The sequence below is a fragment of the Bergeyella cardium genome, assembly GCF_009914665.1.
GTDB lineage: Bacteria > Bacteroidota > Bacteroidia > Flavobacteriales > Weeksellaceae > Bergeyella_A > Bergeyella_A cardium.
The window spans coordinates 940,027-962,501 of sequence record NZ_CP029149.1 but is presented as its reverse complement, the minus strand read 5'-3'; the positions used below and the strand labels follow the sequence as shown (position 1 = coordinate 962,501).

18 protein-coding genes are annotated in these 22,475 nt (G+C 38.6%); 9 read left to right on the top strand and 9 right to left on the bottom strand.

Annotated features, from left to right (window positions below):
• Nucleotides 1-12 precede the first annotated feature (12 nt).
• Together DBX24_RS04440 and DBX24_RS04435 are read left to right on the top strand one after the other, a co-directional pair.
• Nucleotides 13-2,145, top strand: coding sequence for a TonB-dependent receptor plug domain-containing protein (locus tag DBX24_RS04440; protein ID WP_160224086.1), 2,133 nt, complete (start codon nt 13-15; stop codon nt 2,143-2,145).
• A gap of 21 nt (nt 2,146-2,166) precedes the next feature.
• Nucleotides 2,167-3,240, top strand: coding sequence for an HmuY family protein (locus DBX24_RS04435; RefSeq protein WP_160224085.1), 1,074 nt, complete (start codon nt 2,167-2,169; stop codon nt 3,238-3,240).
• Nucleotides 3,241-3,327: 87 nt separating this feature from the next.
• On the opposite strand, the gene DBX24_RS04430 is transcribed toward DBX24_RS04435, so the two are convergent.
• Entirely contained in the window at nt 3,328-5,775 is a 2,448-nt protein-coding gene (locus DBX24_RS04430; RefSeq protein ID WP_160224084.1) for a bifunctional UDP-N-acetylmuramoyl-tripeptide:D-alanyl-D-alanine ligase/alanine racemase, read from the bottom strand.
• A gap of 269 nt (nt 5,776-6,044) precedes the next feature.
• Here DBX24_RS04430 and DBX24_RS04425 point away from each other — a divergent pair, with 269 nt between their 5' ends.
• Both DBX24_RS04425 and ybeY read left to right on the top strand, forming a co-directional pair.
• Nucleotides 6,045-8,210 carry a patatin-like phospholipase family protein gene (locus tag DBX24_RS04425; protein WP_160224083.1) on the top strand — a complete coding sequence of 722 codons (2,166 nt, stop codon included), beginning with the start codon at nt 6,045-6,047 and terminating at the stop codon, nt 8,208-8,210.
• A 30-nt stretch (nt 8,211-8,240) separates the two neighbouring features.
• Entirely contained in the window at nt 8,241-8,657 is a 417-nt protein-coding gene (gene ybeY, locus DBX24_RS04420) for an rRNA maturation RNase YbeY (RefSeq protein WP_120488191.1), read from the top strand.
• Between the two features lie 64 nt (nt 8,658-8,721).
• On the opposite strand, the gene DBX24_RS04415 is transcribed toward ybeY, so the two are convergent.
• From DBX24_RS04415 to DBX24_RS04390, 6 genes are all read right to left on the bottom strand, one after another.
• Nucleotides 8,722-9,762 (bottom strand): hypothetical protein, encoded by a 1,041-nt coding sequence (locus DBX24_RS04415; RefSeq protein WP_160224082.1) that lies wholly within the window; start codon nt 9,760-9,762, stop codon nt 8,722-8,724.
• Between the two features lie 7 nt (nt 9,763-9,769).
• Nucleotides 9,770-10,792 (bottom strand): hypothetical protein, encoded by a 1,023-nt coding sequence (locus DBX24_RS04410; protein ID WP_160224081.1) that lies wholly within the window; start codon nt 10,790-10,792, stop codon nt 9,770-9,772.
• Between the two features lie 60 nt (nt 10,793-10,852).
• Entirely contained in the window at nt 10,853-11,848 is a 996-nt protein-coding gene (locus DBX24_RS04405; RefSeq protein WP_160224080.1) for a hypothetical protein, read from the bottom strand.
• Nucleotides 11,849-11,983: 135 nt separating this feature from the next.
• Entirely contained in the window at nt 11,984-12,865 is an 882-nt protein-coding gene (locus tag DBX24_RS04400) for a hypothetical protein (protein WP_160224079.1), read from the bottom strand.
• 28 nt (nt 12,866-12,893) lie between these two features.
• Nucleotides 12,894-13,175 (bottom strand): hypothetical protein, encoded by a 282-nt coding sequence (locus tag DBX24_RS04395; RefSeq protein WP_160224078.1) that lies wholly within the window; start codon nt 13,173-13,175, stop codon nt 12,894-12,896.
• 39 nt (nt 13,176-13,214) lie between these two features.
• Nucleotides 13,215-13,649 (bottom strand): hypothetical protein, encoded by a 435-nt coding sequence (locus DBX24_RS04390; protein ID WP_160224077.1) that lies wholly within the window; start codon nt 13,647-13,649, stop codon nt 13,215-13,217.
• Between the two features lie 310 nt (nt 13,650-13,959).
• Here DBX24_RS04390 and DBX24_RS04385 point away from each other — a divergent pair, with 310 nt between their 5' ends.
• The 5 genes from DBX24_RS04385 (at nt 13,960) to DBX24_RS04365 (ending at nt 19,229) form a co-directional block, all read left to right on the top strand.
• Nucleotides 13,960-14,619 (top strand): hypothetical protein, encoded by a 660-nt coding sequence (locus DBX24_RS04385; RefSeq protein ID WP_160224076.1) that lies wholly within the window; start codon nt 13,960-13,962, stop codon nt 14,617-14,619.
• Nucleotides 14,620-14,656: 37 nt separating this feature from the next.
• Nucleotides 14,657-15,424: an RsiV family protein gene (locus DBX24_RS04380; RefSeq protein WP_160224075.1), complete on the top strand. Its 768-nt coding sequence runs from the start codon at nt 14,657-14,659 to the stop codon at nt 15,422-15,424.
• A 390-nt stretch (nt 15,425-15,814) separates the two neighbouring features.
• Complete coding sequence (mnmG, locus tag DBX24_RS04375; RefSeq protein WP_160224074.1) at nt 15,815-17,677, top strand: tRNA uridine-5-carboxymethylaminomethyl(34) synthesis enzyme MnmG; 1,863 nt, start codon at nt 15,815-15,817, stop codon at nt 17,675-17,677.
• A gap of 69 nt (nt 17,678-17,746) precedes the next feature.
• Nucleotides 17,747-18,388, top strand: a complete 642-nt coding sequence (locus DBX24_RS04370; protein ID WP_120488202.1) for a YiiX/YebB-like N1pC/P60 family cysteine hydrolase — start codon at nt 17,747-17,749, stop codon at nt 18,386-18,388.
• A gap of 16 nt (nt 18,389-18,404) precedes the next feature.
• On the top strand, nt 18,405-19,229 hold the full coding sequence (locus DBX24_RS04365; protein WP_120488203.1) for a class I SAM-dependent methyltransferase: 825 nt from the start codon (nt 18,405-18,407) through the stop codon (nt 19,227-19,229).
• Between the two features lie 171 nt (nt 19,230-19,400).
• Here DBX24_RS04365 and DBX24_RS04360 read toward each other — a convergent pair whose 3' ends face one another.
• Both DBX24_RS04360 and DBX24_RS04355 read right to left on the bottom strand, forming a co-directional pair.
• Entirely contained in the window at nt 19,401-20,591 is a 1,191-nt protein-coding gene (locus DBX24_RS04360; protein ID WP_160224073.1) for a phosphoglycerate kinase, read from the bottom strand.
• Between the two features lie 659 nt (nt 20,592-21,250).
• Nucleotides 21,251-22,474, bottom strand: coding sequence for a 3'-5' exonuclease (locus tag DBX24_RS04355; RefSeq protein ID WP_160224072.1), 1,224 nt, complete (start codon nt 22,472-22,474; stop codon nt 21,251-21,253).
• Nucleotide 22,475: the final 1 nt, after the last annotated feature.

Genomic DNA, 22,475 nt, shown 5'->3' with positions numbered 1-22,475 from the left:
AAATTAATTTTTATGAATAAAGTTAAATATACTCTCGGAGCACTGTGCATAAGTATGGCAGCAGCAGTACAGGCACAGAAAACAGATTCCTTGCAGACAAGAGATATAAAAGAAGTGGTGATTACTGGTCAGTTTTCACCACAGTCTATAAACAAATCGGTTTATAAAGTAGAAGTAATAGACGGAGCACAAATCAAGAATATGGCGGCAAATAATGTAGCTGAAGTGCTTAACCAAAACCTGAATATGCTTATCGTTCCCGACAGGTCTAATGGTAATTCGTATGCTAATATATTGGGATTAGGAGGCGAATATACCAAAGTATTAATAGATAACATCCCCGTTATTAATGATGAATCTCTCGGTAACTTAATCGATTTAACTAAAATAAGCGTAGATAATATCGAGAAAATAGAAGTAGTGCGCGGCTCTATGGGTGTAGAGTATGGAAGTAATGCCGTAACAGGGGTAATCAACATCATTACGAAAAAGAAATACAACAAAAAATTTACAGGCAGCATCAACCTGCAAGAAGAAACCGTAAATACAGGCTACGACCTCTACAAAAAAGGTAAAGGGAGGCACATACAAAATGTAAATCTCAACTATAACATAAACCCTAACTGGTCGGTGAGCTTGGATTTTAATCATAACGATTTCAAAGGCTATGAAGGCTCAAGGAATGGCTATAAGTTTTTTAGCGAAACCGTTAATGGAAAACGAGGTTATGACTGGCAACCCAAGGATTTATACAACATCAACGGGACGATAAGATACCATAAAAACGCTACTACCCTCTTCTACAAAGCTAACCTAATGAAAGAGGAAATCAATTACAGAAGCCCCATTACCGAATCTCTACTCTTTGCTGGTGGCAAACGAACCCTAATCTCAAGAGATAACGACTACTATACCCAAAGATGGGTTCACCAGCTTAATATCGTTAGCAAGCTCGGGCATATTAATTATATGGGAGATTTTTCTTATCAAAAACAAGAAAAGCAAACCCAGAGCTATATATACGATGTGCCCAACCGAAGCGAGCTATCCAGAAATGAGAAGCTCACTTACTACGATATCAATACGATATATTCCAGAGGTATGTTTAGTAACTTTACTAACAGTGATGTATTTAATTTCCAACTGGGGTATGAGCTCGACAGAACCCAGGGGTTCGCCGACTCAAGCACAGGACTTTTCGGGGTAAATAATATTGAAAGAACAGTGTTCAATTATGCTCACTTCCTCTCCGCAGAATGGAGACTATTCCCTAAGTTTCATATACGGCCAGGTGCGAGATATAGCCTCAATAATAAGTCTGATGACCAGCTTAATTACTCACTTGCCTTAAAGTATAATCTATCTGACAAATCAGAAATAAGACTTTCGGGAGGTTCTGCAGGTCGTTTCCCAACTTATACGGAGCTTTACACTTACTTAGTAAATGCTAACCACGACATTCGCGGAAATGAAAATCTCTCTGCCGAAAAAGGCCTTACCGCAGCAATCTTTGCCGATTATAAAATCTCAAAAGAGAATAAAAAATATAATTTTAGCATCTCTGGAATGTACCTCCAAGTAAAAGACAGAATAGATTTATCCATCGTGAATCTGCAGCCATTAAAGTATCAATACATTAATATTAATGATTATAGGTCTTTATTATTCAACTTAAACTTTGATGGTAGAATCAACAACTTTAATTTCAATACCAGTGCCTCACTAACGGGAGTTTCTCAATCCTTAAAATCAAAAGTAGTAGATACTGTCTCTCCAGAGGAGTATTTCTTTACACCAGAAATCAGCGTATCTGCTGGTTACAAACTGAATAAAACCCAAACGCTGTTCTCTGTATACTATAAATACAATGGAAAAAGCAAGAAATACATACTCTCTGGCTTAGACCCTGCGAACAATAAAGGAGTCTATGAGCTCGGAACACTGGAAGACTTCAATAGAATGGATGCTACGATAAGCCAGCCTTTCTTTAAGAATCATTTAAACCTAAGCGCAGGTGTAAAAAACATTTTTGATGTAACAGAAATTAAAAACACTACACAAGGAGGTAGCGGGCACAGTATCTCAACCACCACACATCTATTCTACGGAAGGAGCTATTTTGCAAGTTTAACTTATAAATTCTAACTTATTAAAAAACATACGAAAATGAAAAATATATTTCTATACCTCAGCCTTTGTATCTTTACTTTTCAATCCTGTTTGAGGGATAACGAAGACCCCGTACCTATTGCTCCTTTTGAAGGAGCGGTTATCAGTCCAGAAATAGGAGGTCCGGCAGTACCTAATCAAGTTTGGCTAAATCTAAGCACAGGAGAGCAGACCGTTAATAAGAGACCTTCCTGGGATTTGGCATTTCACTCTGGAAAAGAGTTTAAGGTAACCCTCAACTTCTCGATTCAAATGGCAGCAGGAGTAATTGAAGGAGCAACGGATATAAACGCCGTAACCTCCGCATCTGTAAAAGATTTGCAAAAGAAAATAAAAGTAGGAACCTTTAAAGCAGAAAATGAAAACTATGTAGATAATGTTGAAGGTAATTATGCTTCTGGGCGTACTGCTATAGCAGAAATCAGTGCCGATGATGCCCAAAATGCCATCTATCTCGTTAATCTCGGAAAAGAAATCTACACTGAAGATATCACTTTAGGTCAGGCGATAACAGGAGGGGCTGACAGAGGCTGGAAAAAAATCCAGATTACCCGCAATGGCAATGGATACAAACTAAAATATGCCGACTTGGATGCCACCACCTACAAAGAGGTTATCATCAATAAAAACCCCGCCTACCACTTTACATTTTTCAATATGAAAGAGGATAAGGAAGTTTCCGTTCAGCCTGAAAAGAATAAATGGGACTTATGCTTTACCGTATTCGTTAATGTAATTGCTGGAAGTGGTACTTATACTTATTCCGATTTCGTGCTTCATAACACAATGGGAGGCGTAGGTGCATATATGGTAGAAGTACCTAGTAGCCAAAACGCCGCCGATGTATATAAATCATTCTCCACCACTGATGTGGATAATTCCAAATTTGTATACAACGACCATAGAGCCATAGGTAGCAACTGGCGAGATGTACTTAACCGTATTGTGTATAACAATGTGTTCTTTATCATTAAAGACAGCAATGGTGTTATCTACAAGCTAAAATTCAATAGATTGACGAACATTAATGGCGAAAGAGGCTACCCAGAATTTGAATACAAACCGCTTTAAGTTTATTCTTATTATTGTTTATTTTATAAAAAAGCCTCTTGTAAGTACTTACAAGAGGCTTTTTCTTATTTACAATTAGCCCTCACTTTAATTCTTTACATAGACTCTCTTTACCCTTCGGGAGATGGAGGTCAGTACTTCATAAGGAATAGTCTGGCACTTTTCGGAGAAATACAACAGCTCCTCCAGCGAATCAAAAATACTCACTACATCGCCTTCCTTTGCAGGGATATTACCGAGATTTACCATCATCATATCCATACACACATTCCCTACAATTGGTGCATAGCTACCATTAATCTTCACTCTGCCCACTCCATTTCCCAAAAGTCTTGGGAGACCATCTGCATAGCCTACGGGGATTGTCGCTATATAACAATCTTCCTCTGCCATAAACTTTCTGCTATAACCGATGGTTTCTCCCTTTCTCACTATAGAAATTTGAGAAATCACCGTTTTAAAGCTCACTGCGTTTTGCAATTGTTTCTGAATTTCCTCATTAGCAGAAAAACCTATCATACCAATTCCTATACGCACCATATCAAACTGATATTCGCTAAAGTTGGCTATACCTGGTGAGTTCAGAATATGCCTCAATGGCTTATAAGCTAACCCCCTTACCAATTTTGACGAATTTTCATCAAAGATTTTTATTTGCTCGAGGGCATAATCCCTTTCTTCTGGCATATCGGCAGTTGCCAAATGTGTGAAAACGGATTGCACTTTTACAGGAAGACTATTCAATCGCTCTATAAGGTAATCAATTTCATCTCCTTTAAAACCAAGCCTGTGCATACCTGTTTCCAATTTTATGTGAATAGGGTATTTCCCGTTATAACCTTTTATTTTCAGCTGTTCGCAGAACATATCCAGCACTCGGAAACTATAAATCTCCGGCTCAAGGTTATATTCTATAATGGCATTATGGCTGTGCTGCTCGGGGTTCATTACCATAATCGGCGTACTAATACCGTGCTTCCTGAGGTCTGCTCCCTCATCTGCATAGGCAACGGTCAGGTAATCTATATGATGATGTTGCAAAAATTCCGCAATCTCATAGCCTCCCAAGCCATAAGAAAACGCCTTTACCATAGCCATCATTTTGGTTTCGGGTTTTAGGACTGCCTTATGTACATTGATGTTGTGGAGAATGCTATTAAGATTTATCTCCAAAACCGTATCGTGCTTTTGAAGTTCAAGGCTGAGCTTTAGTTTATCAATCCTAAATTTCCTCGCTCCTTTTAGCAGGATTAAGGAATTTTCTATCGTATGAAGTTGTTGATTACTAACAATCTGCTCTGTACTATCAAAACTAAGCGTTTCAGCAGAAAACAGATGTTTATAATTTGAAATTTCCTTCCCGATAAGAAATATTTTATCAAACTTCTGTTCATTCGTTAGCCTAGCCACTTGTTCATAGAATTTGTCATCATTTTTTGTCTCGGCAAAGCTGGTCAAGATAAGAACCTTATGTGCCTTGTTATACTCATTAATAAACTGATAAGCAATATTCAAAGAATCAAGGTCAAGATTATAGGAATCATTTATAATCAAATTATTTCTAAGCCCCTCTACGCTCTCCAACCGCATTTCCACACTTTTGAGGCCTTCCACTTTTTTCAAGATTTTAGAATTTTCTATTCCCAATTCTTTCATTAGGGCTACTACGCAGAGTACATTACTAAGTGTAGCTTCATCTCTTTGGTGCACGGGCAGATTTATATGCTCACCAAAGTAGCTCATCTTCACCTCCTTATTTCTATTTTTCCAATCGCTTATAATTTTTACATCATTGGTGCTTTTTAATCCGTAAGAGATAAGTTTTTTATCTGAATAGAGCGCTTTTATCTTCGCCAATACCCGCTCATTATCCCCATTAAATAAGATAATCTCCGAGTTTTTAAATAGAGCTATTTTCTCATCTATTAAATGGTTTTCATCTCTGAAGTTAATCAAATGTGCTGTACCTATATTCGTCAGAATCCCTATTTTAGGTGAGAACACCTCTTCCAAGACTTTCATTTCTTCGGGTTGAGAAATTCCTACTTCAAAGATGCCTAAATTATGTCTATCATCAATCTGCAACAATGAAATCGGAAGACCTATTTGCGAATTAAAACTCTTCGGGCTTTTCACTATATTAAATTCATCGTTCAGGCATTGGTAGAGCCATTCTTTCACCATAGTTTTGCCGTTGCTTCCTGTAATTCCTATTGTCTTTAAACCTCCAAACTGCGAGAGATGATATCTCGCCAGCTTTTGTAAAAACGCTATTGAATTTTCGGTTATAATATAAGTTGCGCCAAGTGTTTCCTCAGGTTTTTTCTGGCAAATCACTACTTCTACACCTTTTTCTATGGCGGATTTTATATACTTCTCCCCTGAATTTTTCTGCGTACGGATGGCGATAAACGCCATCTCCTTGCTCGAAAATATATTTCTGCTATCAAAAGCTATATTTTTTACCGGCAGGTTTGGGTTTCCTATGAGTTCAGATTGGGTAATTTCGGCAAGTTGTCTTGTGGTATAAGTCATTTACAAAATCTTAAATCGTAGCAAAGATAAGACGACTTTCATAAAATAGGGCTATGCTTTTTGCTCTTTTCCCTTCTCTCCTTTTTTACCCAACAAACCTGATATCCTAAAAAAATCTTCCCACTTTAATCCCTTTTTATACTTCTCTGATTTCCCTTCGCCAAACTTTTCCCCCTTCTCCTATACCTTAAAATATTTTTAGAATACAAATCTTTATTTTTGCACCAAAAGAAAAGGAATTCCTTCTCGTTTCTTTAAAAAACAACAAGATGAAAAACAAAATCCTGCTTATATTCATCCTTTTGAGCTTTGGGCTGTACGAATCACAGGTAAAAAAATCACCTATAGCACAAAAGCCGCCCAAAATAGGGCTCGCCCTCTCTGGTGGTGGAGCCAAAGGCTTTGCACATATTGGAGTTTTAAAGGTAATAGATTCGCTCGGAATAAAAATAGATTATATCTCAGGAACCAGTATGGGAGCAATCGTCGGTGGGCTCTATGCTGCAGGATATGAGGCAAAGGATATAGAAAAAATAATGAAAGAAACCGATTTCTATACCCTACTCGCCAATGAAAAACCCCGACAAGAAACTCCTTTCTTCTCAAAGACGAATGACAAATACCTCATCACAGTACCCATACACAAAGGGAAAATCAATGTACTACCGAAGGCAATATCCACAGGACAAAAGAACCTCTACTTGCTTAAAGAACTCTTGAGCAATGTTTCTAATATCAACAACTTCTCCGAACTCCAAATACCATTTCTCTGTGTAGCTACAAACCTCGAAAGTGGCAAAATGGAAATCTTTGAAAAAGGCGATATCGTAAGCTCGATTATGGCAAGCTCAGCATATCCATCATTAATGGACCCCGTAAAGGTAGGCGACAGCCTCTATGTAGATGGTGCTATGACAGTAAACTTCCCTGCCAAGCCGCTTAAAGATAAAGGAATGGATATTATCATTGGTGTGAATCTCAGCCAGCCTCTTGCTGACAGGGAAGAATTAAACTCCGCTGTAAAAATCCTCAACCAAGTCATTGATTTCAATACCAAAAGAGAAAATATCTCTCAAGAAAAATATGCAGATATTCTCATCAATCCAAATCTGAGTGGCTACTCTACCACAAGTTTTGACGAGAAAGAAAAAATCCTCAACATAGGCTACAAAACTGCTAAGCAATTTACCGAAGTTCTCAACCAACTCCCTAAAAGAGAGCACCGCATCAGCCGAGCACCCATTAACCCTATTTACTCCAATATCTACAAAGTAGATAGCCTTGCTGTGGAGAACAACCGCATCTTCAACAGAGATTATATACAGGGAAAAATGGCACTTAAAACCCCTTCTCTGCAAACCTATAAGGGAATTAATAAAATGATTGACAAGCTCTATGCAACCAATAATTATAACCTCATCAACTACGAACTCCTGCTCCTTGGTAATAAAAATGTACTGAAACTCGAGGTAGATGAGATAGAATCAAGATACTTTTTAAAGTTTGGACTACACTACGATGAGGTTTTTAAAACAGGTCTGCTAATGAACCTTACCATAAAACGCCTACTACTAAGAAACTCTGTGCTCTCTGCAGATGTTATCGTAGGAGGAACCCACCCGCGCTACTATTTTAATTACTTTGTAGATAACGGATATATTCCTGGTCTTGGAATCTATGCCTCAGGAATGAGTCTTGAACTTCGCGACAGCCATAGAAACCTCATCGGAAAATGGAAATGGTTCCGAAACGAGGCATATATACAATCCATCTGGAGAGATAAATATGCCATCGGTGGGGGCATTAGTCACGATTATTTCGAGTCCAAATCGGGGGTAGCAAGATATGACAACGAGCGAAACTTTATCAATCCCTATGTTTTTATAAAGACCGATACTCGAGACGATAAGGATTTCCCCACCAAAGGCTTTTCCCTTGATGCAAGGGGAAAACTCTTGGACTTGTTTGATAAGAAAATTGAGAACCAAATCTTTCAGATTAAAGGAGATCTTGAAACCAATTTTGCTTTTAGCAACCGATTTACTTACAGGCTCCACCTATTTGCAGGTTTTAGCTTTGGTGAGCCACTCACGCCTTACTATCAATTTTACCCAGGCGGAATTTTTGAGCAGAACTTAGCGAATTTCGTGAGTTTCCCAGGTTATCAGTTTGGGAGTTTCAGTGCAAATAATCTCGTAATTGCTCGTAATGATTTTCAGTTTAAAATCAAAAAGAATTACTTTATCACTGGGCATTTTAATATTCTCAATACCTTTAATGAACACAATGCAAAGTCGGTTTTCAAATTTGGAGATGTCTCTGGAGGTATTACACTGGGCTATAAATCTCCTTTCGGGCAGGTGAAGCTTAATTTCAGTAAAGCAGCTGATCGCAGTAAGGGAGTTTTCAGTGTCATACTTGGGCATTGGTTTTAATGCTTTATCTTCGCAAAAATTTTCCCTAAAATGATCAACTTTTTCTTTGAAAATACTGCACCCATCACCCTACCTGCTCGCCTCTCTGAGTGGATAGAAGTCCTTATTTCCCAGGAAGGAAAGAAATTGGGCGAAATCAGCTATATTTTCTGTGATGATACCTACCTCCTGAAAGTAAATCAAGACTATCTAAATCACGATTATTATACCGATATTATTACATTTGATTATGTAAAAGGGAATACGGTAAGCGGTGATATTTTCATCTCATTAGAGCGGGTTTCTGATAACGCCGCTGGGCTCTCTACTCCTTTTGAGCATGAACTTATTCGAGTTTTAGCACACGGCATACTCCACCTCTGCGGCTACAAAGACAAGTCTGATGAAGACCAAAAAACAATGCGCTCTAAAGAAGATTTCTATATCAAAACTTATTATAACAAATAAAAGAAACTCCCAAATTTGGGAGTTTCTTTTATTTACAAGGGTTTCTATTCAGAAAAAATGTAGATTATTTCTTCACAAATTTCTCACCATTCCAGCGGTAGCGAGGGCTTTTCTTGTCTTTGTTCTCAGTACTCAGAGAGATGATCTCTATCTCATCATTCTTTGCTCCAAACCTCACGGCATAGTTTGAGTTTTCGTAAGGGGAGGATGAAATCTTCAGCATACCAGGGAGGATATCCTCTGGGAGAGGGAACTCGAGGGTATGCTCGGTAGGATTGTATCGGAAGAAGGTGAGGCTGCTGGTATTCACCATATCAGACAAGGTGAGGCTGGTGATACCGACCAAATAATCGGGAGAATTCTTGTATTTCCAGATTTTGCATTCTACATCGGTGGTAAAAGGCTCGCCGCTGTGTTTATAATCGAGCTGAGGGTTTTTGTTAGCCCCCTCCTTTGCTTTATAACTGATGTAGAGGTTTTTTTGGTCGGTTGTAATGCCCTCTACCCATTGATCTGGCGGAAGAGGGGTGCCCCACTTCAGAAGGCGAAACATTTCCTTAACATCTGAATTACCTATAAAGGGAGTGAGCTGTAGGATGAACTCCTTTATATTGATTTTCCTTGCTGGGTAGTAGAATGTTAGGGGTTTATCTTTGCAGAAGAAGGTATAGCTCTTCCCGCGATCCATCAGACTAGGCAAGTTGGCGGAGGGTTTTAAATGGAGCTTGCCATCATTATCGATATTGGCTGAGAATGTTCCCTTGTGGGGTATTTTGTCGTCATTAAGGGTGAGGTCTATTCCATATCGGATTTCGCCGTCTTTGTTCCCAGGGGTGCAAAATCCCGTATAGACGGAGAGGTTTCCCTCTGAGAAGGCATTAGCTTCTAATTTTGCTTGCGCATTCTTTCGGAACTCAACGGTTATTTCCATCTCGTCTTTTTGGTCGTAATGGTACCATTTGCCTATAAATGGAGTAGGAAGAGGGCTCAGCTTCTTCTGGGTCTGTACGGTTTTCTTCGCCTGAGTTTTCTTCTGTGCGAAGGTGGAAGGGCTGGCTGCCAAGAGCAAGCCCATTGCGGATAGGATTAAAAATCTTGTATTCATCGTTATATTATTTAAAAGTTGCTCCATTCCATTTGAGTTTGTAGTGCTTTGTAACTCGGTTTTCATTTTTTTCATTTCCGTAGAATAAGAGCTCGAGCCCATCGTTTGGAGAGGACTTGCTGTCCATTTTAGGAAATCTGAGGAAGATGGGTATTTCTTCATCTTTACTGTGATGTCTTTTTTTGAGGACAGGCATTACGGTTTCTTCATCTAAATGGATGAGGCGTTTTTTCTGTGCATCGTAGCGGTAAAAATAGATGGTATATGTGCGGAAGATATCTGGATCTATCCAAATACTAGGGTTACTGATGCAGATGAGCTTGTCGTCAGATTTAGGATAGCTCCACACGCGGAGGTCAATCTTCGCGTTGATGTATTCATCTTCGTTCACTGCGGTGTAAGAGATCTGATATTTATTGATAGCATAAGTAACCTTGGTGGTTTTTGATGTTTTTTTACCGAACATATTATCATAGGATTCACAAAAGTCTCGCTCAAAAATGTAAGGATAAATCGCTTTGTAGAAATTCTCCACAGATGGTGTTTCTTTAAAAGGGATGTCGGTATTTTCTTGGTGGAAGGTAAGGGTATTCCCAGCGGAGAAACTCATTGCTTCAAATTTTTGGGGAAATTTCACCTTCATCTGCCCCTCTTTAGTGAAGGAAATACTTAGGGTACCTTTCTTCTTTTGGTTTAGATCTGTGTTGCTCAGCGTATAGTTCAGCTTGCCATCGGAATAGGTGTAGGTGCCAGAATAGGAGGAAGCAACATCAAAGAAGCCTATTTCTTCGAGAGTTATAGACTTGTCTTTTTGAATATCTAAGATGAGCCCGTATGCTTCTTTACAATTGTAGTCGTACCACTTTCCTGTGATGGTAGGCGGGTTGTTTTGCTCTGCTTTCGGAGCATTGGAGCGGAGATGAGGATTCATCTGCTCGGTGGTGTAATGAGAATTTTTCGTTTCTCTATCCCCTCCAAAGCAAAGGAATACGAAGGAGGAGAGCACTAATGTGATGATTTTAGAATACATAATAATTTAATTTTACAAGTTATTCGGTTGAGTGTGTTTGTGGTTTTTGGGGGTTGGGGGTTATTCGGTGAAGGACTTGGGTTTTGTGTAATCCATTTCATCTTCATAGAAATAGATTTCTACCCTATCGGAGGGAGGAGAATCGGCGCTGATTGTAGGGAATTTAATGAGGTGGCCAATCATCTCTTCATCGTCTTTGTATCGTTTTTTCAGTTGGGGGATAATTTTTTCTTCATCGAGGGGTATAAGGATTTTGTTTTGAGCATCGTATCGGTAGAAGAGGATTGTCCCCGAGCGGCAGCTATTCTCATTTTCTGCACAGTAAGGATGATTAAAGCCGATGAGCTTGTCGTTAGATTTTGGGTAATCCCAAATTCGGAGGTCAAATTTTATGATAAAATTTTCTTCGTTTCTGCTGGTGTAGGTGAGCTGTTTTTTGTCGGCAGAATATTTTATGTTGGCTGGTGGATTTGGCTTTTCGGCGACGATATTGTTATACGCATCGCAGACTTCTCTCTCAAAAATGCGGGGATAAATCGCTTTATAGATGCTAATGAGCGTAGGCTGAGGGTCATTAAAAGGGATGGGGGTATTCTTTTGGTGGAAGGTAAGCGGTTTATTCTCATCGAAGCCTAAGTAAATAATTTTTTTATCAAATTTAATCTGCATCTGCCCTTCTTTGGTAAAGGAGAGCTGAAAGTTCCCCGATGCCTCATCGTACATCTCGAGATTGGCGAGGAGGTAGCTTCCTTTGCCGTTGGAATATTCGTAGGAGCCAGAATACTCGTTGGGGAGGTCGATGAAAGTATATTCTTGGAAATACATTATGCCGTCATCGTTAAACTTTATTGAGAGCGCCTGCTGCCCTTCGCAATCATAGTGGAACCATTCTCCGAGGATGGAAGATGGGTCTCTCAGATTGCGGGTGTAAGGATTTTTCTGCTCGGTTGGGTTGGATTGCTCGGCTTTGTTTTGGGTAGAATTTTGGGGTTTATTGTCTCCACAGCTGAGCAATAGAAATGTGGAGAACAGGGATATGATAGCAATGTATTTCATCTTGTTTTTGTTTTAGAGAGGATTAAAAATCTGGTTTTCGGAGGCTCTGCAGAGGGAAAATAAAGCCGTGAAGAAGGCAAAGAAAATGATTTTAGGATACATTGTATTAAAGTTTTGGTGGTGGATTAAAGATGTTTATTCTTCTGAGAAGGTTTTACCATTCCACTTAAGTTTGTAGTAGTTCTTCACTGGGGCAACTACCTCTCCGACTTCAGTTTCTTCGTAGATGTAGAGCCCTATTTTGTCCTTGGAAACAGATTCTGAGGAGCGTAAAGGGAAATCTAAGAGATAGTCTCTTTTGAAATTTTCATCTATATATACTTTTTTGAGATGGGGCACGATAGCTTTCTCATCTAATGGGAAGAGGAGGTGTTTTTTTGCATCGTAGCGGTAGAAACGGATGAGCCCAGAGCGGATGACATTGTCTAATATATAAGGTAGATTAATTCCTACGAGAAGGTCTTCAGATTTGGGATAGTTCCAGATTTTCAGGTCAAATTTAGCTGTATAATTTTCTTCATCATCAAAAGCCTCATAGCAGAGATGTTTTTTATCGGAGGAGTAGGTTAGTTTTGCCCCAGAAGAGCGCTCTCCAGAGACGATGAAGTTATAAGACTCGCAGAATCCAACCTCAAAAATGTACGGGTAAATTGCTTTGTAGAAATTGAGTGCAGTAAGATTTTTTTCTTTAAAGGCGATGGGCGTTTTCTCTTGATGGAAGGCGAGGGTATTATTCGTAGCAATATTAAATTCTTTAAAATTTTCATTGAATTTAATCTTCATCAGTCCTTCGGGAGTAAATGAAATGCTAAAAGAATTGTTTCGTACATCATTATCCTCTAAAGCATTAGTGAGTTTATATTTTCCTTTGCCATCGGAATAGGTGTAGGTGCCAGAGTATTGAGAGTGGATTTCGTAGAAGCTGCCCTCTCGTATGGTGAAGGACTTATCAGCCCCAATATCTAATATAATAGCGTCTTGCAGCTCGCAATTATAGTGAATCCATTTACAATACATCCTATTGAGATTTATCGGTTAATAATTTTTATTTAAATCTACCATTACCATCCCACTTAAGGACTGATTTTCCTTTCTTATGATATGGGTTTTTGAATAGCTCAAACTTGATATCCTTCCCGCTTCTTGGGAAATCTACTCGGTAATCTACAGGCTGTTTGGGGTTCATTACCTTTTGGAGTGCTGGGGCTACATTAGCAGGGTCGAGCTCCTGCGCCATATCCGTATCTTTATTATAGACGATAAAAATGACTTCCGAGCTGAGGTAGGCAGCCTCTTCCGACTGTTCATTAGAATGATTAATACCCAAAAGTATACGGCGCTTATCATTATAATTCCAATAGCAGAACTATATGACCGCTCCAGGCGCAGAGGGAGTCTCATAGCGGATGTATCCATTCTTCACATCATAAGTGTTATACTTACTATTCCTCGCTCCACTGCTCATAAAATCGTCATAGAACCATTTGTAGTCCTCATAACGAGGGATAATGGCACTACAAAGGTCAATAATGCTCGGTTTATTCGTTTTGAGGTTGAGTTTAAAAGGAGCACCCTTCACCGAAGGCTCATCATAAGTTTCTTCATTCTCATCGGCTGTAGCTTCTTCTTCGGTAGTAGCTATTTCCTCTTCTGCTTCTTCGGCTGAGGTATCATCGGTTATCGCTTCTGTACTGGTCTTAGCAAGGGGGAGGGTTTCATTTTGCGCAGTTTTAGGGGTCTTATCACAACCCGTAAGTAAAGCAAAAATAAATGCGTAATTAAGAATATAAAATCTAATCATAATAGTAATTATTTAAATATTGATAATGTTTTGAGTTTCTCTTACAAATTTAGTAATTTTTATTATTTATCAATGATTTACATCTATTTTAATTTAAAAATATGATTTTTACCTATTAGACTATTATTAACTCAGCAGAACTTATCATTTTAGAAAATTTTTTCTGAAATTTGTAGTAGACAAGATGATATAAAATCAAAAAGTCTTAAAAAATATATTTTAAATATCGTATGAAAAAAATCTTGATTTCAGCCCTTTTATTTGTGAGTACAAATACCTTCTGGGCACAGGAAAATGCAGTTTTAATGATATGGAGGAAGCACTCTGCCAGTGGTTCCTCAGCCCTGAAAAAGGAATCAACAAACTGCTACCCGCAAAGTCTGTAAGCACGAAGAAAAATGATTTCTCTGCAGTTCTGATGGAAAATCCTAAGCTCTACTTGGGCAGTATAGGAGAAAACCACAAAAGGTTGTTCGTAGAGTTTAGCTCGGCAAGGAAGGATAAAAACAAACCCGAAGTCTATCATATAGAAGGTAGCACTAAAGTAGGGAAAAACCTTCGCAAATTTCGTGGAACAATAAGCATAACTAAGCTAATGGAAGCCGACCCTCGTATGAATGACGACTCCGAAAAAGCACAAGGCGTGCTCATAGGAGATTTCAGCTTTGATGAATACGAAAAACTCCCAGCTACAGGTGTTTTTACAGGGCAGATGGGCATTACTTGGCTTATTGATAAGAAAGGAAAACTTCGTTATAATGACTCTTATGATGAGGCTGATGTAATCATCAATGCAGTCTATCTGGGGAAATGGACAAGCAAGCAAACAGGCAAAAGCCAAACCTCGAGATGGAGTAGATATCTCGTCCCTTGCAGTGGAGACTTGGATATAGGCGATGGCGAATTTATACCCAACCCTAAGTACTATAAATACGGCTGGAAAGGCTATAAAGCGGGGTCATACAAGTAAAAAATCAATTAATTATTAACATATAAATTTTAAAACTATGAGAAATACATTCTTCTTATTCATCCTATCAGTGGCATTGTGCAGTGCGCAGCGTAGGCAAACCCATTCGGCTAAAGCTATACACCCAACATCAACCAACGAAAGCCCCGCACTCAACGATTTAAAATTTGAAATACGAAAAATATCTTTTAAATCTAAAAAACGAAGAAAAAGTGTCTCGGCTACCTATGCTTGGTGCACCAGCAAAGGTAAATTTGCCCAAGCTTTCAATGATTCTGCTCGGGTTAGGATACTCCAAACTTTTGAGATCAATAACAAGAATCTAAAAATAGAAGATATACTTAAAGAATTAAAAAAAGCCGATAAAAAACCACTCACCCCAGAGGAGCGAGCAGAGCTTCCTGATATAGCAGATTTATACGACATAACGGTAGATAGCATCAGCTACCGCTCGAATAAAATCATCTCTCTGCGCACTTATTACGAAGCGCATTATGGCGGTATTCACGGTATCCATAGTTATAGTTACATCAATTTTAAGCCAGACGGCACTTCTTATACAAACGAAGAGCTCATAAAAAATCCTAAAAAACTAAATGCCTTAATCGAAAAAAAATTAAGAGCAGGAGCAGACCCAGAGACCTACCCCGAGAAAGTCTATGAACCTTCTATTGTCTTTGGTTTTGAAGGAGAATATTTAGTTGCTCGCTATATGCCCTACGAAATCAGTAGCTATGCTGCAGGAGATATAGAAGTAAAAATCCCAATAAAAGATATCAATAATCTGATTATTGATGTTCAGTAAAGGCTTTTACACAGCACTTGTTCTTTTAGAATACCAGAGCAGCTACATTAACGATACCTGAGGGTAATTGGTATTATTATGACTACTCATAATAAAAAATTTCTATGGGATTATTCCCTACTTCCTCTTTGATACGATAGTTATACTAAAACCATTATCGGAAGAATTGATTTGTATATATTGTAAAATTAATGGCAAAACACCTACTTTTGCTTCCTCAAATAGGGGATATATCATTAATTAATAAAATGAAACATCATTTTATACTTACTTAAAGTTATATAATAAATAAATTTATTAATTCATTATTTTTCAATAGATATATCATAAAATAAAAAAAAGAAAATATACAAATGTTTCCCGTGAAACATTAAAGAATAAGCAGATATTATGATAAACGAAATATACGATGTAATAGTAGTAGGCGGAGGGCACGCGGGTTGTGAAGCGGCAGCGGCGGCAGCAAATCTTGGTTCTAAAACAATGCTGGTAACAATGAATATGCAGACGATTGGCCAGATGAGCTGTAATCCCGCTATGGGCGGGATAGCGAAAGGACAAATCGTAAGAGAAATAGATGCCCTCGGGGGTTATTCGGGTATTATAGCCGATAAATCTGCTATCCAGTTTAAAATGCTAAACCTGTCCAAAGGCCCTGCAATGTGGTCGCCACGAACTCAAAATGACCGAATGCTGTTTGTAGAGGAATGGAGGCTGGCATTAGAACAAACAAAAAATCTGGACTTCTTCCAAGATATGGTGAGAAATATCATCGTAGAATACGGAAAAGTAGTAGGCGTACGAACGGCTATCGGTGTAGAAATCCGAGCAAAAGCAGTAGTACTGACCAATGGAACCTTCCTAAATGGACTTATCCACATCGGTGAAAAACAATTCGGAGGTGGAAGGATGGGTGAGCCCAAAGCATTTGGAATAACCGAACAATTGGTAGAGCTGGGCTTCGAGGCAGGGAGAATGAAAACAGGTACGCCCGTACGGGTAGATGGCAGAAGCCTTGATTATTCCAAAATGGAGGAACAAAAAGGAGACGAAAATCCACAAAAATTCTCCTATTTAGATACTCCAAAACTCAAAGAGCAGAGAAGTTGCTACATTACTTATACCAACGAAAAAGTACATGAAATACTCCACGAGGGTTTTGACCGCAGCCCGATGTTTAATGGAACTATCCAGAGTATTGGTCCAAGATATTGCCCAAGCATTGAGGATAAAATCAACCGATTTGCAGAGAGAAACAGGCACCAGCTTTTTGTAGAGCCTGAAGGCTGGAAAACCGTAGAAATCTATGTAAATGGTTTCAGCTCCTCACTACCAGAAGATATACAAATAAAGGCTCTACATCAAATCCCTGGCTTTGAAAAAGCAAAAGTTTTCCGCCCTGGCTATGCAATTGAATATGACTACTTCCCCCCTACTCAGCTAAAGCATACATTGGAAACAAAGCTGGTAGAAAATCTATTCTTCGCAGGGCAAATCAATGGAACTACAGGCTACGAAGAAGCTGCTGGACAGGGATTAATTGCAGGTATCAATGCACACAATAAAGTACACGGAAGAGATGAATTTACCCTGAGTAGAGACGAAGCCTATATAGGGGTTTTAATAGATGATTTGATTACAAAAGGTACAGAAGAGCCGTATCGTATGTTTACTTCCCGCGCGGAATATAGACTCCTTTTGAGGCAGGATAATGCAGATATTCGCCTTACAGAAAAGTCGCATAATATAGGTCTCGCCTCTGAAGAAAGATTGAGAAAAGTAGAAGAGAAAATTAAAAAATCTGGTGAATTAGAAGATTTTCTCAAAGAATTGTCTTTAAAGCCTGGAATTATTAATCCTATACTTGAGGAGAATGGTAGTAATCCCGTAGATCAGGCATACAGAGCCGCACAAATCCTTACCCGACCGAATATTAATTTAAAAAAGCTCTCACAGATAGAAACCATAGGAAACAAAGCAAAAGAATATACTGAAGAAGTACAGGAACAGGCAGAAATCAATATAAAATACAAAGGTTATATAGATAAAGAAAAGGAAAATGTAGCCAAACTAAGGCGGATGGAAAACATTAAAATACCAGTGGATTTTGACTTTAATAAAGTACCTTCCCTATCCTCCGAAGCTTTACAAAAAATGAATAATATCCGCCCAAAAAGCATTGCACAGGCATCGAGAATATCAGGAGTATCTCCAGCGGATATCAATGTTTTGCTGATTTATTTAGGAAAGTAATCTATGAAAAATTTGTTTATGTTCCACGTGAAACTTTTATTATAATTAAACCTAAAATTAGCTTAAGTGATGAAGAAAAATAATATAATATTAGTTGCATTTAATCTTGTATTTCTATGGAATTGCAGTACTCAAAACTTTTATAAGAAAGCTCAAAATGGAGATATAGTCTTTGTAGAAGCAAAAAAAGAAAACCTCTCTGGAGCTATTAGCAGAGTTACGAAAACAAATGAAAATACAACTTCCTATGACCACACAGCACTCATAGAAGTAAGAGGAAAGGAAAAAAATATTCTCCATTCATCTGGAGAAAACGGTTCCGAAAGGATAAGTCTTAAAACTTTTATAAAAAAGAATAGAAAAGAAAAAAGAAGAATTGACCTGTACAGGCTAAAAGATACCTATAAAAACTGTACAGATAAAGCCATACAAAAAGCCAATACAATGCTGGGAAAACCATATAACTGGCTGTATATATTAAATGAAAACGCTTATTACTGTTCAGATTTTGTAGAGCGGGCTTACAGAGATTGCCATATTTTTGAGCTAAAACCTATGACTTTCATTAACCCCAATACAAAAACAACAGATGAGTATTGGATAGAATTTTACCAGTCTAAAAACACAGAAGTCCCAGAAGGAAAATTAGGCTGCAACCCTAACGGCATATCAAAATCTGATAAAATTTATAAAGTATTCTCACTTAAATAATCATCATAGCACAAAGATGAAGATAAAAGACCATTTTCTAAGCAAGAAAGAATTTAGTATTATAGAAACCGATATTGAGGGAATCTTCAAGACCTCTCCCCTACCCCAAAATCTGAATAAATACTACGAAAGCAGAGATTATATCTCTCATCATCAGGATTCTGGAAGTATAAAAGAAAAAATTTATAAATTTCTACAGAGATTTAATCTCAATTATAAAAGAAATATACTCGCTGCAGAGGCAGGTATTCATCTTAAGGTGTTAGATTATGGCTGTGGAGCTGGGGAGTTTGTAAAATTTATAGAAAACGAATACACCACATTCGGATTTGAACCTAATGAACACGCCAGAAATTTTGCTCAGAAAAAATCCAATAAAACTACCTTTCTTACAAAACCAGATCTCTCAGAAATAGAAGATGGAAGCTTGGATATCATCACCCTATGGCATGTATTCGAGCATATAGAAGATAGGGATTTCTACCTCAACTTGTTTTATAAAAAACTAAAACCGGAGGGAGTCCTCATCATTGCAGTTCCCAACTACACCTCATACGATGGACAAAAATATAAAGAGTTTTGGGCTGCTTACGATGTGCCAAGACATATATGGCACTACTCACGAAACGGAATGCAAAGGCTCATCAATACCACTCAATGGAAAATAAAAAAAATTAAACCCCTTTTGCTCGATGCATATTATATCTCAATGCTCAGTGAAAAGTATAAGAAAAACCCGCTTTTTTGGCTAAAAGGATTCATCGTAGGAGCAATTTCTAATTATAAGGCGGTAAAAAACGGTGAATTTTCCAGTTTGGTATATATCATCGGAAAATCTTAGAAAGTCGATTTTTAATACATTTCTGAAAGTCGATTTTCACTCATCTTCATTAAAAAATAAAATTTAGAGCCACCAATTAAAAAAGAGCAGGCTCAAAATGAACCTACCCTTTCCTACTTAACTTCTAAAAAGTTTATTGAAATTACACTCAATCTATCCTATTTTTAATTCTTATTTATTAATAGCCGCTACGCCTGGCAATTCCAAACCTTCGAGGCTTTCAAGCATTGCACCGCCACCCGTAGAAACATAGGAAACTTTATCTGCATACCCGTGCTGTTTAACGAATGCCACCGAATCTCCACCCCCTACAAGTGAGAATGCACCCAACCGAGTTGCCTCAGCAATGCTATCTCCAAGGGCTTTAGTACCTCCAGCGAAATTTGATAACTCAAAAACCCCAACAGGACCGTTCCAAAGAATGGTTTTAGAATTCATCACCACATCGTTAAAAATTTCCTCCGAACGCTTGCCCACATCAAGCCCCTGCCAACCTTCTGGAATCTCATTTATATCCACCTCATCTCGATTTGCATCATTACTGAATGAATCTGCAATCACCGCATCTACGGGCAAATAAATCTTTACCTGCTGCTCTTTCGCTTTTTCTAAAATTTCAAGAGCGAGCGGCATTTTATCATCCTCCACTATTGAATTTCCTATTTTTCCACCTTGAGCTTTGATAAATGTAAATGCCATACCTCCACCGATAATGAGATTATCCACCTTCGGGAGGATGTTTTCTATAATCGTGATTTTAGAAGACACTTTCGAGCCTCCAAGTATTGCCGTTACAGGTCTTACGGACTTATTCAATACTTTATCAATCGCCTCAAGCTCCCTTGCCATTAGCAGCCCGAAGAATTTAGCTGATGGGAAGAAATCAGCAATCACAGCCGTAGATGCGTGTGCGCGATGTGCCGTACCAAAAGCATCATTCACATAGGCATCTCCAAGTTTGGAGAGCTTTTCCGCGAAAGCTCTATCGCCTTTTTCTTCCTCAGTATAGAATCTAAGGTTTTCGAGGAGGAGAACTTCCCCCTGCTGGAGATGGGAAGAGAGCCTTTGTGCTTCCTCACCTATGCAATCAGGAGCGAACTGCACCTTTCTGCCGAGGACTTTTTCAATCTCTGGGAGGATGTGTTTTAGGGAGAGCTCATCACTTACCTTGCCTTTCGGTCTCCCCAAGTGTGTCATTAGGATAACGGAGCCGCCATCGGAGAGGATTTTATCCAGCGTAGGCTTTGCTGCGAGGATTCTCGTATTATCCGTTACGCTTAGGTTTTCGTCTTGCGGTACATTAAAATCTACGCGGACGAGGGCCTTTTTGCCCGCAAAATTGAAGTCTCTTACTGTTTTCATCAGTACTTTTTTTAGTTAATTTTTTTGATACACAAATCTAAGATTTTGGGCTGAAATCTCTGCCATTTAGCCTCAGAAAATTTTCCACCGATTGGGCTACAACAATAGCAATATTTCTTTTTTATTTTAAAATTTTTAAGTGAATAATCGCTGTATACTGTTGAGTGATGTGGAAATTGTGGATAAATTTTTCTCCTCTTTTTTGCCACACCTCTCCCCTATTCTTTCCATAGGTTATCCACAGAATAAATACCTGTTTATCATATTTAATTATGGATTATCCACCTTTATGGAAAACTAAATTTTTCTCACAATGTGGGCTACTTCAGTATGGAAAAATCTGGGATAAATCATTAAAATATTTCGGAAAACCGAGACCAAATTTTTCTTATTAATTCATTTTTTTTGGACTGGCAAGGAAAAGTTTTTAGGACTTATTCACATCCGAAATTGGGTTTTCTCTATCGTTTTTCACATTCTGTTAATATTGTTTAGGAGGTATCAGTCCATTTTATATTTAGTAAGCTACAGTAGTATTCTAATATTCACAATATTAATTAATAAGGTTGATAATTTTTAATTTCTATAGTTGTGAATGTTGTTATAAATTTATTGAAAATAGCTTAAATATTCCTAAAAAAATTTCTTTGAGCCTCCCCTTACAAAGGGATTGGGCTTGGTTTAAAGTCCCGCTGGAGAATCGAGAGCTTGAGGAGGTTTTCCGTCTCCCTGCGGCTGATACTTACAGGGATTTTTAGCTGGTTGAGCTTCTCGAGCGATTGTATTTGGTTGAAATATTCATAAAACCCAAAGGCGGTGATTTTCCCCTGCTCGAGGATGATGAATGCCTTCTCGCTGCGGTTTCGTCCCTTTATTGTCCAGATTTCAGTCCTTCGGCTGAGGTCAAATTCTGCTCTGAGCTGCTCTGCGCTGTACTGCGTTTTATTTTCTTGGATAAAGCTCAGAGCCTTTCTGCCTTGCGTGAAGGAGGAGAATTTGATAAGGGGCTGGATTCCTTTGTTAAGTGCAGTTTTTTCTGCACTGAGGTGCTCATTGTGGGGGTAAAGCCCGTAGGGAAAGCTCTGTCTCTTCTGGATTCCTTTTACTTTCATTTGGAGCCTGGCGATAATCGGATGCCCAGAGAGCTCATAATGTATCTGCTCGCAGGTGTTCTGAACCTTTTCCCAGCGCTTTGATTTGGCATTGAAGACCTTCTTTGCAGCTTTGCTGATATCCCATACGAAATCGGTGTGGAGGATTTCTCCTTCCTTGTTCTGGAAATAGATGATACCCCTCTCGTGAGGGAGGTCTTGGGTAAGGGTTTTTACCCTGTTGGTATAGGTTTTTGCGTTGGTTTCTTCGAATTGTTTTTGGATGATTTGGTTATCAGTGTCTTTATCGATAAGGATTTTGAAGAGCTCGAGGGTAGCTCTGGCATCTCCAGAGGCTCTGTGCTGGTCGGTAATCCCTATTCCGATGGCTTTTGCTAGCTTACCCAATGAATAACTTTCTTGGTTGGGGAGTAATTTCTTCGCGAGAGGGATGGTGTCTAATGTATTTATCTTAAAATCGTAGCCGAGTTTTCTAAAAGATTGACGAAGCATACGGTAATCAAAGTCGATATTATGCCCGACGAGTGTACTTCCTTCGGTAATTTCTATAATTCGTTTAGCGATTTCGTGAAACTTGGGAGCGGTTTTTACCATCTTCGGGCGGATGCTTGTGAGCTTCTGAACATAAGGCGTAATGGTGCTCTGTGGATTCACCAGAGACATAAACTGATCTATGATGCGGTGGCCGTCGTATCTCAATATAGCGATATCTATGATTTTCTCCTCACCGTAGCCTGCACCATTGCTCTCAATATCTATTATAGTATACATC